The following is a 14804-nucleotide window of genomic DNA, read 5'->3' as shown; positions in this document are numbered from 1 at the left end:
CGGCGTGAACCTGTCTGCCCGAGCCGGAGGTGGTCCGACATGCCCAGATTCCTGTTGAAGTCGACCTACACCGTCGAGGGGCTCGAGGGGCTGGTCAACGACGGCGGCACCAAGCGCGCGGAGGCCGTCCGAAGCACGATCGAGGCCAGCGGCGGCCGGATGGAGTCGATGCACTTCTCGTTCGACGACGACGACACCTACGTGTTGTGCGAGCTGCCGGATCACAAGACGGCGGCCGCACTGGCCATCGCGATTCGGGCGGCGGGTGGGTTGCACGTGCGGGTGACTCCGGTGCTGACCGCCGCGGAGGTCGACGAGGCGACCCGGGTGAAGGCCGACTACCAGCCGCCGGGCGCGTGATCCCCTGATCCGAACGGAGTCGCCACACCCGGCCCGGCCGCGGACCGAGTGGCACCGGATGAGGTAGGCGAACCAGGCCGTGGAGGACGAGGGGGCGCCGCCCTTGCCCGGCGGTCGGTAGGGTGCCGGCTGTGACGGGCACCGACTGGTCGGACGTACGGGAACGCCTCGCTCTGCCGGCCGTCAGGCCGAAGGCGGATGAGGTCTTCGGCGCGAAGGCTCACCGGTGGACCCTGGAGTCGCCGCTCAGCCCGGCGGAGCTGGCCGAACTGGAGGCACAGCTGGGGATCGAGCTACCCGAGGAGTACCGGTCGTTCCTGCTCCACGCCGGCCGCGGCGGGGCGGGGCCGGCGTACGGGCTGTTCCCGCTGCGCCGGGTCGACGGCCGCTGGGAGCGGGAGGGCGTGCACGACGACGACGGCAGGCGGCTCGGCTTCGCCGGCTGGTACCGGCGCTGGCTGGACGAGGCCACCGCCCAGGCCGGGTAGGTGCGAGACATGCCTCGATGGGACGCGATCACCCGCGCCGAGTCGCTGTCGGAGTGGGCGGTGAAGGCGCGGCACGAGCTGGCAGACCGGGCCCGGTCGTACGACTGGGCGGGCGTGTTCGACCTGCTCGGCAACCCGCGCTACGCGGACTGGGCCAACGCCACCCGTCCCGGCGGCCGCTCCTGGTACGCCCCACTGCACCAGGCCGCGTACGCCGGCGCGCCCGTCGACATCGCGGCGCGGCTGATCGAGCTGGGCGCATGGCGGGCGCTGCGCACCACCGACGGGGAACGACCGCTGGACATCGCCCACCGCCGGGGCCACCAGCACCTGCAGGAGACGCTGGAACCGCCCCGGCTGATCGACGTGCCCGACCACGAGCTGCGCCCGATCCAGGAGTTGTTCCACGGCCTGATCCGCGCCCGCGCCGGCAAACTGGTCGACGAGCACCGGCTGCGGCTGCCCGAGCTGGAGGTGCTGCTGGAGACGCCCGGCGGCGCCTCGGGCTTCTCCGTCCCCGGCATGCACGGCGGCTTCACCTTCGCCCTCGTGGTCGAAGATGGTCGGGCCCGCCTTACGACGGAGAGCTGGTCCCGGGTGGTCGGCGGGTCGGGGCAGCGCCACCAGATCACTGCGGACGGAGTCACCCTAATCGAGGAAGGCTTCGTCTGACGGGCGGCGACCGGTCCGCAGTGCGCGGTCCGGCCGCTGTGGAACTGATGTCGTGAATGATTCAGCGCGACGACCGGTTCACGGCGTCGGGCGCGGTCGGGGGACCTGCCGGTTGAAGCGCGGCTTCAGGGCCGTCACCAGCGCCTCCTTGTCGGCCGCCGGGTTGTCGCTCACCCGCCAGCGGACGATGCAGCGGCCGAGCCAGCCCGCGATGTCGGCGGCCGACGCCACCGGCCCGGACCGGTCGAGCAACTGGCCGACCTGGTCGTGCAGGACGGAGGAGGCACGGTTGCCCGTCAGGTGCTGACGGAGCCGGTCCTTCAGGTTCGAGGTCTGCCCCACGTAGATGACCGTGTCGCCGGCGACCACCACGTGCACGCCTGCGGCGCGCGGCGCGTCCGCGACGACATCCATCGTGTACGGGCGGGAGACAGTGAAGCCCGACAGCAGGTCCTCATGCGTGGTCTCGGTCATCCCCGGACGTTACCGAGGCAATGGCCTGCTCGGCAGCCCGTGAATCGTCCCCCGCCTCCACCGCGTTCCGTCGAGGCGGAGTGCGACGCGGCGAGGATGGCGGCAGGAGCGGATCCGCGTGGGCCTCAGGTCCTCGTGCGTCGTTCTGCGAGAAACGACAACACCGCCTGGTGGGCGCTCCAGCCGTCCGGGAACTTCACCGGTACGTCGAGGTGCACCGACTCGGTCGACGGGTGGGCGTCCAGCAGCTCGCCGATGCCCGCCCGGGCCACCACGATGCAGGCGTGGCGGTGCCGGGACGTCAGCACGCAAAGCCGCCCCGACTCCAGGTGGAACTTGGTGGCGTCCCGCCGCCCGGAGAGCGGGTGCAGCACGATCGTCACGTCGTACTCGCGGCCCTGGAGCCGGTTGGCGGTGTCGACGGTGATGCCCGCTCCGGCCTCGCCGAGGTGCGCGCGGATGGCCGCGACCTGGTCGCGGTGCGCGGCGCCGACGGCGATCCGGTCGGCGGTGACCGGCGTGCCGGCCGGTGCGTGCTCGGAGACCGCGACCGCTCCCCGCCGCAACACCCGCAGCGCCAGCGCGGCGCACGCCGACGCCGCCTCCGCATCGGTGCGCAGGGTGTGCCGGGCCGGCAGTTCGTGCAGCGCCCAACCCGTCGTCGCGGCCAGCTCCACCGCCGCGTCGAACGCGTCCCCCGTTCCAGGTTCGGTGAACGCCAGCGCACGGTCGTCAGGGCCGGTGCCGGCGCGGAAGCCGGTGAACGGGTAGAACGCCGCCGCGACCACCGGCGCCGCGGAGGCGGGCAGCCGCCACGACACGGGCAGGCGGTGGAGCGGCAGCTCGGGGTTGTGCCGCAGCAGCACCGCCACCGCCGACTGCATCGGGTCCCAGGTCAGGCCCGTCCAGCGCGCGGTCTCGACGGTGGAGAACGGGTCGAGCTGGCCGGGGTCACCCACGAACAGCGCCCGCTCGAACCGCCCGGCCACGCGCAGCAGGGCGTCCGACCGCATCTGGTACGCCTCGTCGACGATCGCCCACGGCCAGGAGCCCTCGGTGACCGTCGCCCACTTGGCGGCCGTACCGATGATGACGGCCGGACCACCGAGGTCGGCGACTTTGGCGGCGACCTTGACCGTCTCGCGGCCCTTCACCCGGTCCGACGGCTGGTAGTCGGCGGCGGAGAGGCGGCCGATGCGCAGCTCGGGGGCCTTGCGGGCGAGGCGGTCGATGAGGTCGTCGACCTGCTCGTTGGTCTGCGCGATGATGATCAGGGGCTCGCCGGTGGTCGCCAGGTCGACGGCGGCGCGGACGACGAGGGTCGACTTGCCGGCGCCGGGCGGGGAGTCGACGACGACGCCGCGGTGGGTGGCGGAACGCAGGTCGGCCAGCACGGCCGTGATCACCCGTTCCGCCTCGACGGCGGGCGGCAGCTCCAAAGCGGCGAGCATTGACGTCACCTTCCGAAACGGCGTCCCCGGGACCCTACCTCCGGCCACCGTCACTCCCCGCGCCGCGCTGCCCGGTCGGACTGCCAGCTGCGCAGCGCGTTCTTGATTCGCCGGTTCTCCTCCCGGGCGGCCTTGAGCTGGCGGTTCCGCTCCCCCAACTCGTAGGCGAGCCGGTGCAGTAGCAGGTCGACGTCGTCCACCCGGTAGCCGCGCCGGCCGCGCCCGGTCAGCGGCAACGACAGGCCCGCGATTCGCTCGGGCGTGAGCCGACCGGTGAGGGCGTTACGGCTGCGGTAGACGGTCATCGCCACGGGATCCGCTCCGGCAGATGGATGCGCGCGGCGGGCACCCCGGCGGCGAGCAGCCGCAGCCGCGACCCGGCCAGCATCGCCGGCGGCCCGCACAGGTACACCTCCTGCTGCCCCAGATGGTCCAGGGCAACCGTGAGCGCGTCGCCCCGCTCCCCCGGCTCGGCGAGCGGGTCGTGGGAGAAGGCCGGTACGACGGCCAGCCAGTCGTGGGCGCGCTGAAGCTTGTCGAGGGCGATCGCGTCGTACAGGTCAGCGACGGTGCGAGCCCCGACGACGAGGGTCAGCCGGCGGCCGTCCGGAGCGGCGACCACCTGCTCGACCAGGGCACGCAGCGGTGCCAAGCCGGTGCCGCCGGCCACCAACAGCAGGTCACCGTCCCGCAGCCGCAGCCCGGTGTCGACGGGCGGGCCGAGGTGGAGCAGCTCGCCGGGGCGCACCTCCTGGACCAGGCTGGTGGAAACGGACCCGCCGGGAACCGCGCGGACGTGCAGCTCGACGGTGCCGTCCGGACGCGGCGCGTTCGCCGGGCAGTACCAGCGCCACCGGCCGGGCCGGCGCGGCGTGCACACTGGCACCGCCTGGCCGGGCCAGTGCGGCAGCCGCCGCCACGGCCGTACGGTGAGGATGGCGATTCCGTCGCCCGCCCGGTCGTGGTCGAGCACCTCGGCCGGCCACCAGGCCGGGCCATCGCCCACCCGCCCGGCGGCCCACCCGACCAGCCGCCACGCCCTCTTCCACCCTTTGCTGATGCCCAACGCCTCCTGGAGGGTGGCGGCGTGCGTCGGACGCAGACCGTAACGACGGTACGCGCGGCCGAGCACCGCCAGCAACGCCAACCGCCCAGCCCGGTCGTCGCCACTGGTCATGAGACGGTCCAGCGCGGCGTGGACCAGGGGTGCCTCCCGCTCCGGCAGCAGGCCCGGACAATGGTCCTCCACCGCCGCCCAGAACTGGTCGGCGCTCGCGGCCGGGGTTGCGGCCGTCGGCTCACCACGCGTTTCCAACACTCGGGCCAGGTAGTTGACTGCCCGCCGGTGCTGCGCCTCGGACCAGCCCAAGCCGCTCCACCCGTCAAGCAGAGCTCCGCCGCCGGGCGCGGTGGTGAGCGACCGCGCCAGGTGAGCCGTCAGCCGGTCCCGATCCACCCCGATCAGGTACGGCGAGAGCTCCGTGTCCGCCGCCAGCAGGTTCAGCCAATGGGCGACACCCGCGCTTACCTCCGGCTCGGTCACGCCATCTCCCCTCGGTGAGGCCGGCGGCGGGCGAGCGTGGCGCGTCCCCAGCGGGCCAGGCGGCACGGGTACGGGACGCGTTTGCTGCCGCAGAGCAGGCCGTGTGGCGAAATCTCCGGGCCGTGGACCCGGACCGCCCGTGCGGCGAGGAGGACCCGGTCCTCGTCAGTGACCGGGGTGAGGACGGAGAAGTCGGCGAGTACCGCGGACATGGATGGGCGCCTCCGGCGTCGTGGTGCGTGGAGTGGCGCCGGGGCGGGCGGGGACGTCGTCGTCGTTCGAGTCGACGCGGCCGGAGCCCGGCACACGCCCCGGGCCATGCATCCACCCTGGTCAGGCCGCCGGCGAGGCAATATGACTACGGAGTGCACCTTCGCGGTAACTACGCTGCACCCACTGGCGCTAGGCTGCCCGATGACCGATCTCGACGTGATCGAAGGCGGCACGATGACGACCGTGCACCGGTGGACCGGCCGGGAAACACGAGCGCTGCGCCAAGCCCTGCGGATGAGCATTCGGGACTTCTCGGCACACCTGGGCGTCGCTGAGCGGACCGTGTCAAAGTGGGAGGCCGGGCAGGATGGCGTTCGCCCGCGTCCCGAGATGCAGGCCGCACTCGACACGGCGCTAGACAAGGCGGGTAGCGACGTCCGCGAGCGGTTCGTCGCGGCTCTCCACGTCGGCGAGGCACCGCCACCGGCCGGCGGGACTCGATCGGACTTGGGGGTGGTGGCGCGTCAGCGGGTGGCTGCGGTCCGGGCCGCTGCCGGGGTGTCCCCTGACAGCTTCGCCGATGTGCTGGCCTTGCCCCTCGGCTGGCGACCCAGCGCCGAGGCGGTGCTGCGTTGGGAGACCAGCGAGACGCCACCGGGGGATGTGATGCTTGCGCTCGAGGCACTGGGCCAAGGCTCAGTCCCGCCAACCTCCGATGGCCTCGCCGGCCTGACAGCGGTCTACCCCAGCCGGTCTCAGCTCTCCGCGCGCCTTCCGGCTGACCAGCTCCTCGACGGTGCCCAGGATATTCGGGCGGTCGGCCTGTCCCTCAACATGCTCTGCCAGGGCTACGCCGACCGGCGCTGGAACGACCTCCTGGAGAACGGCGCTCACGTTCGCTGCCTGTTTCTCGACCCCGCCGGCTCGGCTATCCAGACTCGGGAGGTGGAGGAAGGGTTCGCCCCCGGGCAACTGTCGGCGCTGACCAAGCTCAACGTCGAGACGCTGCTTCGGGTCCGCGACCGGCTTCCCACCGACCTGCGGGACAGCATGGGGCTGGCGACGTACGACGAGACACTTCGCTTCAATATCGTGCTCGTGGACGACCTCTGTGTGGCGCAGCCCTACCTGACGGAGAGCCGTGGAGTGGACTCCCCCGCCTTCGTCATCCGCCGGGACCCCCAAGCCTCTGGGCTTTACCCGGTGTTCGAGCAGGTCTTCGAGTCGCAGTGGCAGCGCGGGCGGCAGCTGTGAGCGAATACCGGGAGCTGCTACCCATCGCAGTCGAGGCCGTGAAGCGCGCCGGGGAGGCGATGCGGCACCGGTCCCCAGGCGCGTTGACGCTGAAGGGCGACCGAGACTTCGCCTCTGAGCTGGACTACGCAATCGAACGCGATATGCGGGCGTTCCTGAGCACTGAAACGCCTGAGATCGGATTCCTCGGCGAGGAGGAAGGGCACACCGGCTCCGCCGAGATGCAGTGGGTACTCGATCCGATCGACGGCACAGCGAACTTCGTGCGGGGCCTGCCCTTGTGCGCCGTCTCGCTCGCGCTCGTCTATCGGAACGAGGGGGTGCTCGCAGTCATCGAGCTGCCCTTCCTGGCTTCGCGATACACGGCCGCCAGGGGCGACGGCGCCTACGCGAACGGACAGGAGATCAGAGTCAGCAGCACCAGCGACCTGAGGGAGGCGATGGTCGCCATCGGCGACTACGCCGTGGGCCCGGGCGCCGAGGCAAGGAACCGGTTACGCCTCGCTCTGACTGCCCAGCTCGCCGCTGAGGCGCAACGCGTGCGCATGACTGGGAGCGCGGCACTCGATCTGGCATGGCTCGCCGAGGGCAGATTCGACGCAGCGCTGACGTTGTCCAACCATGCGTGGGACATGGCGGCCGGGGGAGTCATCGCGCGGGAGGCAGGAGCCGCTGTTATCGATCAAGACGGCGCCGACCACGACGTCAACTCCGCCGTGACGCTCGCGGCAGCTCCTGCGCTCGTCGGGGCCGTGCTCGCTGCCTACCGCAAGGCCACCTCAGCTGTCAAGGTCATTCAGTGATGCGCCCAACGACCGAGACACCGGCTGGAGTTTTCGAAGGCAAGTTGTCACCGAAACCCGAACCCGACCGCTCCGGATGTCGTCGACACGCCCATAAGCCAATGCCGTCGTGGCGCGTCGATTGCACCATCTCGATACTCGGACTAAACAAACAGGCACTCCTGATTCGTCGGCTGGCAGGTCGAGTCGCCTTCGTAGCGGAAGGGCGCCGCCGGCACCGCAAGCGCCATCCCGATGGCCGGGCGCTTCCCCTGCCCTCGCCTAACCGCCACTGGCCTACCTACCAGCCTTGGTCATCTGTCGGGCATCGCCCGACCGCCCTACACGACCAAAACAAGATCATGACCCTCTGGATGTTCTTTCGCAAGCTTGATTCTAATGAGACGGCTTACGGGGGGAAGGAAGGCGGGCCGCCTGCTCCTTTAATTCTACGGCATACTTCTTGTTGAGATCGCTTTTTAACTTGTCAGCCAAACCTGCCATAGCTGCACTGCGCCTAGCTTCATCCATCAACTCCGCCTTTTGGACGTCTTCCATCAGCCTATGGAAGGCAGCCTCATCGAGGCGACGCGAGAGATGAATACCTAGCAGGCTTGGGAAGACGTTGGAGAACGTCTTGCGCGCCTGATCCACGCTAGGGGCGAAGGTGAGAAAGTTCAATAGGAAGTCTGGGCGCATCATGTAACGGGCACCACCGTTCGACCGCTCAAGCTCATGCGTGTGCCTCAGCATTGCGGTTTCGGTCGTGAGCCACCAAGTCTGGAATCCAAACTCCATAATCTTTGAAGACTCGCCTCGAGCTCTGCGCTGCCCGTATACGGCACATGCAAGGAGCGCGTCATTCTGCGCCAAACGGAGACTAGACTTAAGTGCCACCAAAGATTCAGTAATTTGTTCAACTTCTTCGCTCTCGACCACTGACTTTAGGCTGCTGGTGCTTTGGAAAGTCATGTTGAAAGCCCGCAGCAGATAATGCTGTAATTGCGCATCAGCCTCCGCGCGATGCAATGTGTCGTAGTCGCAGAACTGTTCAACAAAATCACGCCAGCTAGCGGGTGAACGATCCAAAAGCGGATCAAGGCGCGCATACAAGTATGACCTGACCAGAATCTTCGGCACGTTAGCCGCTATGTCGAGCGTAACTCGGTGCTCGACAGGCTGGACGTGGTTCTTAAACTCGTAATCACTGGCCCTAAGATTACCGAGAACCTCCTCGAATACTGGCTGAGTTAGAACCAACTTGGTGCCGGCCTTGGCGGCAAATAGTAGAACATTCTTCGTGATCTGATCTTTCTCTGGCAGATATCTCTCACTCAATGCCCTGACAAGCAAGTCACTGCCGACAAAGAGATTGAAGTCGGCAGCCATGTCTTGGAAGTATTGAACAAGGCGAGGGTCCGTGTTCAGCGTAAAGAGTAGAGCATAAGTACGTGCCAACTTACCGAGGTAGGCACGCTCTTGCGGGGATGAATCATAGAAGACACCTCGGATGGTTGATAGACAGGCGGACCCAAACTCGATGGAACCTGCACCAGATATACCCGCTTCCGCCAATGCTTGACGAACGGAGTCGGCCATTGTCGGATACTCACCTTGAGTATCCTGAGAGATAAACCTAGAAAACTCAAGTCCCTCACTCTCGAAGGCAAATTGAAAAGACCGCAATACTACATGAGCAACTTTGCGCAGGTCCACTTCGGGAAACTGTGGGTAGCTCCGGCTTGCCCGATTGTAGAAGCTGTTGAGAACCTCAAGCTTTAGCGCTTCGTCTTCCAGATTCTCGGCAGAGAGAACTTGCCGTGTTTCGAAGGGGAGGCAGAATTTCTTCTCCTTCTTGTACCACTTCACTTGTCGCCCTTGAAGGCGACTCTTGCTCGCGAGAGATTCAAGACGACCCTGAACCCGGCCCTCCACCAAGGACGCAACCGGAACCTCGGCCAAAATCTTCTGCTGTACCTCATCCGCCGTCATGAAGATCTCACGCTCCGGATCGGTGCCTTCCAAAGCCCATAGAACTAGACTGTCTATAACCGAGTTGACAAGCGATGGATCGCCGCTGCGCCGGTCGAGCTCTTGACGTAGAAATACATAAACGGCTGGAGATTTAACGTTCGCGGTGGGGCCAACGATCGTACTGGAGCCGACGCTCTTGAGAAAGTCGGTCAAGTAACGGAGGTGTTGTTCGAACGAAGCCCGCGTGTTCTTGTCAGTATTAATTTGACTCGCGATGTAAGCGCCATCTCGGATTCGGATAGCCACTCCGAGCTCTTCACCCAAGCGATCCTCTTCGGTATCGATATGTCTGATAGTCCGAGGGTGACATAAGCAAGCATCTTCGGCTCTCGGCCAAACTCCCGAAGACGCTTGATGGTGTGCCTAATTTTCGCACGGAAATCCTCTTGCACACTTGCTTGATAGAAGGTGCCAGACGAACCGCCCTTTTCATATAGGGTGTCGCCGCCAAACGCATCCGCTCCGCCATCCTTGACACCACCAAGCGGGAAAAAGTTCCCGCCAGCGAGACTGGGATAGAAGTCGTTCACAAACCGCTCGAAGGTCGATCCCTCCACCCGGTCCAACGCAATCTTCACTAGCTCAGTGTTGATGGTGGCCATTCAACTCCCCCAAGTTCCCGTAGCGCGGAATGTACGACTGCCACCCAGCAGCGAGCATGCCCAGTAATTGGCAATGGGCTTCCCAGCCATCTGGAAACGTGACAGGAGGATTGAGATGCACCGGTTCGACCGACGGGCGACCGTCCAGCAGCTCGGTGATTCCTGCCAGGGCCACCACGACACAGGCGTGTCGATGTCGTGATGTCAGCCCCAGAGCCGCCCCGGTTCCGGATGGAATCCCGATGCTTAGCTCAAGCGCCTTCTGCGCCAGGCGCTCGATCAGTTCGTCAACCTGCTTGTTGATCTGCGCGGTGATGATCAGCGGCTCATCGGCGGCGGCTAGGTCGACGGCAGCCCGCACCACCAGGGCCGACTTGCCTGCCCCGGGCGGCGAGTCGCCCACGACGCCTCGGTGGGCGCCGGAGCGCAGTGAGGCAAGCCCCGCAGTGACGGCCCGCTCCGCTTCGACCGCGGGCGGCAGTTCCAGCCCAGCAAGCACCGCCTCTCACCTCCCCACACAAGGCGTGTCGAGGAGATTACCGGCGGAGTCTCGTCAGCAGGACCCTGCGGATTCATCTGTTCGGCCGGGCAGACCTGACCCCTTTGCACTGTCAATAGCCTCTGGAGTTGATATCGCCTTAGGCAACTACTTGCCTGTCGGGCAGCCGTCCTCGCAGGTCAAGCCAGAGATTGCCCCGCGTCGGACGAGACCGCTAGGCCGCCGGCGATAGCAACGGGCCGAGCAGGCTCCACGATGGTCTAACGCCAAAACTGTCATGGACCCGACAGCGAACCCAAAGCGGCGCGGCCGGGGGCGGCGGCGCACCGCGACGGCAGTTACGTTGCCCCGGTGACGGACCTTGAGCAGGGCATCTACGAACACCTAATCACCCGGGAGCTGGCCGAGCGGCTCCGGAATGTCGACCCCGCCCTAATCCAGCAGGCCAAGCTCGACCCCGCCGACGCCCACGACGTACTCGCCCGGCACATCGCGGCCCTCGCCCGCCGCGCCCTGCTCGCCGTCGGCGGTGGCGACGACAAGCTCGCCCGCCAGGTTGAGCTGGCCAACCGCATCGCCGAGGGCATCGCGCGGGGCGAGCCGCGCGCGATCGGCGCCCACGACCAAGTCACCGACGCCCAGCGCCTGCTGCACGCCATCGCGGCCCCGCCGACGCCGCCCGCCGCACCCACCTTCCCGGTACGCCCCACCACCCCGCTCTCCGCCGGCGCCCTGCTGGTCAACGGCCGCCACCAGCCGCGTATCGGCCACGAGGTCACCCACGAGATGGCCTCCGCAGAGCATGTCGACTTGCTCTGCGCCTTCATCAAGTGGCACGGCCTGCGCATCGTCGAGCCCGCCATCCGCGACCTGATCCGGCGCGGCGGTCGACTCCGTGTCATCACCACGACCTATATGGGCGCCACCGACCAACGAGCCCTCGAGCGACTCGCCGAGCTAGGCGCCGACATCAAGGTTTCCTACGAGACCCGGACGACTCGGCTGCATGCCAAGGCGTGGCTGTTCCGCCGGGGCAACGGCACGACCACCGCGTACGTCGGCTCCTCGAACCTCTCGAAGTCGGCGCTGGTGGACGGGGTGGAGTGGAACGTCCGGGTCTCGAACATCGAGCAGCCACACGTCATCGACACCTTCACCGCGACGTTCGAGGACTACTGGAACGACCCGGCGTTCGAGGACTACGACGCCGCCAAGGACGCCGATCGGCTCCGGCAGGCGCTCAGTGGTGAGCGCGCTGATGATGCACCGACGCAGATCGCGAACCTCGATGTGCGGCCATACCCGTATCAGGCGGAAATCCTGGCCGACCTCGACGCCGAGCGGCACGTGCACGGCCGGCACCGCAACCTGGTGGTGATGGCGACGGGCACCGGCAAGACGGTGGTGGCAGCGCTGGACTACCGGCGGCTACACCGGGCAGGCCGAGTTGACTCTCTGCTCTTCGTCGCGCACCAGGAGCAGATCCTCAAGCAAAGCATGTCGACGTTCCGCCAGGTCATGGGCGACGGCAGCTTCGGCGAGATGCTGGTTGGGGGAAAGGAGCCGACCCACTGGACGCACGTCTTCGCCTCGATCCAGTCGCTGCACCGGCGGGAGATCAACCCCGACGCGTACGACATGGTGATCGTTGACGAGTTCCACCACGCGGAGGCGCCGACGTACGCCCGGTTATTGGAGCGGCTGCAGCCGCGCGTACTGCTGGGGCTGACGGCGACCCCCGACCGGGCCGACGGCGGCGATGTGCGCCGGTGGTTCGACGGCCGCACCGCGGTGGAGCTGCACCTGTGGGACGCCCTGGAGCGGCAGTTGCTGGCGCCGTTCCAGTACTTCGGGGTGCACGACGACGTGGACCTGTCGCACCTGCGGTGGAAGCGCGGGCAGGGGTACGACCCGGCGGAGCTGGACGGCCTCTACACCGGCAACCACGCGCGAGCACGGATGGTGCTGAAGGCGGTACAGGACACGGTCGACGTGGATCGGATGCGGGCGCTCGGGTTCTGCGTAAGCATCGGGCACGCCGAGTTCATGGCGGACTGGTTCACCAAGCACGGCGTACCTTCGGCGGCGGTGACCTCACGGGCGGACCGCGCGGGCCGGACGCGTGACGGGCTCCTGCGGGATTTCAAGGCCGGCAAGCTCCGCGTGCTGTTCACGGTCGACCTGTTCAACGAGGGTGTCGACCTACCGATGGTCGACACGATCCTGATGCTGCGCCCCACCGAAAGCGCGACGATCTTCCTTCAGCAGCTCGGTCGTGGCCTGCGCCTGGACGACGACAAGCCGTGCCTGACGGTGCTGGACTTCATCGGCGGGCAGAACGCCAATTTCCGCTTCGATTTGCGGTGGCGGGCGCTGACCGGGGTGAGCCGGAGGGCAATCAAGGAGGCTGTCGAGCAGGACTTTCCGACGCTGCCGAGCGGGTGCCACGTCCAACTGGACCGCGTCGCCAAGGACATCGTGCTCGACAATTTGAAGTCGGCGATGCCGACGTCCAAGAAGGGCCTGGTCTCGGAGCTACGGCAGCTCGGGGATGTCCGCCTGGCCGAGTTCCTGCGGGAGACCGGCCTTGAGGTCGAGGACATCTACCGGAACAAGTCGTTCGGTGGGTGGACCGGGCTACGGCGGCTCGCCGGCCTGGATGCGCCGCCGCCTGGGGCGGACGACCAGGAGCTGGGGCGAGCCATCGGTCGGATGCTGCACATCGACGACGTCGACCGGCTGGACCTGCTGGCCCGGGTCGCGGCCGGTGAGCAGCCGCCGGCGGATCGGCTGTGGGACATGCTGCACTTCGACCTGTGGGGGCCGAACGCGGCGCTGTCATCGCGAGACGAGCGGCTGGCCCGGCTCTGGGCGGAGCCGGCGCGCTGCGCTGAATTGCGCCAGTTAGCGGAGGTGCTGCGAGACCGGATTCACCGGCTCACTGCGCCAGTAGGGGCGCTGCACGTGCACGCCCGGTACAGCCGCAACGAGGCGTGCGCGGCGTTCGGCATGGCCAACCCGGGGTCGCTGCGCGAGGGAGTGAAGTGGCTGCCGGACGCCCGGGCTGACCTCTTCTTCGTCACGCTGGTCAAGTCGGAGCAGCACTACTCCCCCACGACGATGTACGCCGACCGGGCCATCACGGAGTCATTGTTCCAGTGGGAGTCGCAGAGCACCACGTCTGCGGCCTCGGCGACCGGGCAGCGGTACATCAACCATGAGTCGCTGGGGTCGACGGTGCACCTCTTCGTGCGGGAGACGCGGATTCCGGACCGAGACCTGGGAGCGCCGGCCTACCTGTACGCCGGACCGATGACATACCGCCGGCACAGTGGGGACCGGCCGATGCGGATTGTGTGGGAATTGACGCATCCGCTGCCGGCGGACATGTACGCCGCTGCCCGAGCGATCGCTGCCTAAGTGACGGCTTGCACGGCCACCAGCTCGCTCGCCACTACTGCGAGACGTCAACCCGAGCGGCTAGGAACAGCGGCACGTGCCGAGAATTGAGATGCGTACCGAGCACGAGGGGCAGATGTCGACAGGAGGACGTGGGGATGCCCGCAGCGAAGGACGCGCACTCCTCCCAGCGGCGCGGCCGCTTTTCGAGGGTTGCGTGTTCCTCGACTTACGCGGGGAGGCAGGAGCCGGCGCTTTCAGTGCTTCTCGCACATCTGCTTCCGTGCAGGTAGGCCATCCGTATCTGCGCAGGTGACGGACTATCCCTGGCACGTCCATGCTCGGCATATGCGTACGTGCTGTGCGGACGGCTTGCTCGAACTTGCTGAGTGGTCCGGTTCCGCCGCCCCCACCCCTCTGGGCTGTTTCCTTCTTTCTACCGTTCGCTGGTTGGCCTTGAGGACGAGACTTCGGTGGCGGCGTCGCAGGCATCTGGGCGGGTGCCGTGGGAGTCGGATGGCGTTGCAGCGCCGTACCGACCACCAGGTAATCCACATGGGTCCAGCCGTGTTCGCGGAGCCGCTTCGCGATGCCCTTGAGGCCGATGTTGGGAATCGTCGATCGGATCTTATGTGCCGCGTCTGCGATCTCCCTGTCGCTGGGGCGGCGCGGGCTGACGGTGCCACGTCCTCCGGTGATGGCGCCGCGTACCGACTGCGGCTGGCCCGAAGACCTCCTGGTCGTTCCTCTCAGCCGCGCTGAGGGCGATGACACCGACCTATCGAGCCAGTTGTCTGGAGTGCGGTCGGGGCGGTCGTCGTTCTCCCAGTCGTACCCGGGCCTATCCCAGTCGCGGCCCTCAGCATCGGCGTAGAAATCACCGATGCCCCTTCTTGCCACCACAGCCACCCCCGAGATCAGCCAGCCCACGTCTCTGAGCAACGAGATTGGTTGGCTAGATTCTTCGACCACACTGCGAGCCGACAGAACCGTCGATTAGGCAACAGTCCTGGCCGAAAGGCGGCTGGCCCAC

The 14804-nt window shown here is 67.4% G+C and carries 14 protein-coding genes; 6 read left to right on the top strand and 8 right to left on the bottom strand.

The genetic code is table 11. The features are described from left to right. The first annotated feature begins 39 nt into the window (after positions 1-39). From ACSNN7_RS15775 to ACSNN7_RS15765, 3 genes are all read left to right on the top strand, one after another. Positions 40-360, top strand: a complete 321-nt coding sequence (locus tag ACSNN7_RS15775; RefSeq protein WP_436681548.1) for a GYD domain-containing protein — start codon at positions 40-42, stop codon at positions 358-360. A 131-nt stretch (positions 361-491) separates the two neighbouring features. Then, positions 492-848: an SMI1/KNR4 family protein gene (locus ACSNN7_RS15770; RefSeq protein WP_436681547.1), complete on the top strand. Its 357-nt coding sequence runs from the start codon at positions 492-494 to the stop codon at positions 846-848. A 9-nt stretch (positions 849-857) separates the two neighbouring features. Beyond that, complete coding sequence (locus ACSNN7_RS15765; protein WP_436681546.1) at positions 858-1520, top strand: hypothetical protein; 663 nt, start codon at positions 858-860, stop codon at positions 1518-1520. Between the two features lie 78 nt (positions 1521-1598). Here the strand turns inward: ACSNN7_RS15765 and ACSNN7_RS15760 are convergent, their stop codons facing one another. The 5 genes from ACSNN7_RS15760 to ACSNN7_RS15740 all read right to left on the bottom strand — a co-directional run bounded on the left by ACSNN7_RS15760 (position 1599) and on the right by ACSNN7_RS15740 (position 5200). Continuing rightward, on the bottom strand, positions 1599-1994 hold the full coding sequence (locus ACSNN7_RS15760) for a GIY-YIG nuclease family protein (RefSeq protein ID WP_436681545.1): 396 nt from the start codon (positions 1992-1994) through the stop codon (positions 1599-1601). A 125-nt stretch (positions 1995-2119) separates the two neighbouring features. Further along, positions 2120-3445, bottom strand: a complete 1326-nt coding sequence (locus ACSNN7_RS15755) for an AAA domain-containing protein (protein WP_436681544.1) — start codon at positions 3443-3445, stop codon at positions 2120-2122. 50 nt (positions 3446-3495) lie between these two features. Next, on the bottom strand, positions 3496-3750 hold the full coding sequence (locus tag ACSNN7_RS15750; protein WP_436681572.1) for a DivIVA domain-containing protein: 255 nt from the start codon (positions 3748-3750) through the stop codon (positions 3496-3498). Further along, complete coding sequence (locus ACSNN7_RS15745; RefSeq protein WP_436681543.1) at positions 3747-4988, bottom strand: FAD-binding oxidoreductase; 1242 nt, start codon at positions 4986-4988, stop codon at positions 3747-3749. The genes ACSNN7_RS15750 and ACSNN7_RS15745 overlap by 4 nt, the downstream gene beginning before the upstream one ends. Next, positions 4985-5200: a hypothetical protein gene (locus ACSNN7_RS15740; protein WP_436681541.1), complete on the bottom strand. Its 216-nt coding sequence runs from the start codon at positions 5198-5200 to the stop codon at positions 4985-4987. The genes ACSNN7_RS15745 and ACSNN7_RS15740 overlap by 4 nt, the downstream gene beginning before the upstream one ends. A 202-nt stretch (positions 5201-5402) precedes the next feature. Here ACSNN7_RS15740 and ACSNN7_RS15735 point away from each other — a divergent pair, with 202 nt between their 5' ends. Next, entirely contained in the window at positions 5403-6455 is a 1053-nt protein-coding gene (locus ACSNN7_RS15735) for a DUF5919 domain-containing protein (protein ID WP_436681540.1), read from the top strand. Continuing rightward, positions 6452-7258, top strand: coding sequence for an inositol monophosphatase family protein (locus ACSNN7_RS15730; RefSeq protein ID WP_436681539.1), 807 nt, complete (start codon positions 6452-6454; stop codon positions 7256-7258). The genes ACSNN7_RS15735 and ACSNN7_RS15730 overlap by 4 nt, the downstream gene beginning before the upstream one ends. A 375-nt stretch (positions 7259-7633) precedes the next feature. Here the strand turns inward: ACSNN7_RS15730 and ACSNN7_RS15725 are convergent, their stop codons facing one another. Genes ACSNN7_RS15725 through ACSNN7_RS15715 form a run of 3 tightly spaced genes read right to left on the bottom strand, consistent with a single transcriptional unit; the run spans position 7634 to position 10372 of the window. Further along, positions 7634-9424 carry a hypothetical protein gene (locus tag ACSNN7_RS15725; protein ID WP_436681537.1) on the bottom strand — a complete coding sequence of 597 codons (1791 nt, stop codon included), beginning with the start codon at positions 9422-9424 and terminating at the stop codon, positions 7634-7636. Further along, positions 9421-9873, bottom strand: coding sequence for a hypothetical protein (locus tag ACSNN7_RS15720; protein ID WP_436681536.1), 453 nt, complete (start codon positions 9871-9873; stop codon positions 9421-9423). Before ACSNN7_RS15720 ends, ACSNN7_RS15725 begins: the two co-directional genes overlap by 4 nt. Further along, positions 9854-10372 (bottom strand): hypothetical protein, encoded by a 519-nt coding sequence (locus ACSNN7_RS15715; RefSeq protein ID WP_436681535.1) that lies wholly within the window; start codon positions 10370-10372, stop codon positions 9854-9856. Before ACSNN7_RS15715 ends, ACSNN7_RS15720 begins: the two co-directional genes overlap by 20 nt. A 351-nt stretch (positions 10373-10723) precedes the next feature. Between ACSNN7_RS15715 and ACSNN7_RS15710 the strand changes: the two genes are divergently transcribed. Continuing rightward, positions 10724-13792, top strand: coding sequence for a DUF3427 domain-containing protein (locus ACSNN7_RS15710; protein WP_436681534.1), 3069 nt, complete (start codon positions 10724-10726; stop codon positions 13790-13792). Positions 13793-14804: the final 1012 nt, after the last annotated feature.

Origin of the sequence: Micromonospora sp. URMC 105 (genome assembly GCF_051386295.1) — a bacterium.
GTDB lineage: Bacteria > Actinomycetota > Actinomycetes > Mycobacteriales > Micromonosporaceae > Micromonospora.
Note: the sequence above shows the minus strand (reverse complement) of the source record. Positions and strands in the feature narration are given on the sequence as shown.

Excerpts from the sequence above, each read along its gene's own strand:
- ACSNN7_RS15735 (WP_436681540.1), top strand. The coding sequence starts at position 5,403 with ATGACCGATCTCGACGTGATCGAAGGCGGCACGATGACGACCGTGCAC.
- ACSNN7_RS15720 (WP_436681536.1), bottom strand. The coding sequence starts at position 9,873 with ATGGCCACCATCAACACTGAGCTAGTGAAGATTGCGTTGGACCGGGTG.
- ACSNN7_RS15775 (WP_436681548.1), top strand. The coding sequence starts at position 40 with ATGCCCAGATTCCTGTTGAAGTCGACCTACACCGTCGAGGGGCTCGAG.
- ACSNN7_RS15765 (WP_436681546.1), top strand. The coding sequence starts at position 858 with ATGCCTCGATGGGACGCGATCACCCGCGCCGAGTCGCTGTCGGAGTGG.
- ACSNN7_RS15760 (WP_436681545.1), bottom strand. The coding sequence starts at position 1,994 with ATGACCGAGACCACGCATGAGGACCTGCTGTCGGGCTTCACTGTCTCC.
- ACSNN7_RS15740 (WP_436681541.1), bottom strand. The coding sequence starts at position 5,200 with ATGTCCGCGGTACTCGCCGACTTCTCCGTCCTCACCCCGGTCACTGAC.
- ACSNN7_RS15750 (WP_436681572.1), bottom strand. The coding sequence starts at position 3,750 with ATGACCGTCTACCGCAGCCGTAACGCCCTCACCGGTCGGCTCACGCCC.
- ACSNN7_RS15755 (WP_436681544.1), bottom strand. The coding sequence starts at position 3,445 with ATGCTCGCCGCTTTGGAGCTGCCGCCCGCCGTCGAGGCGGAACGGGTG.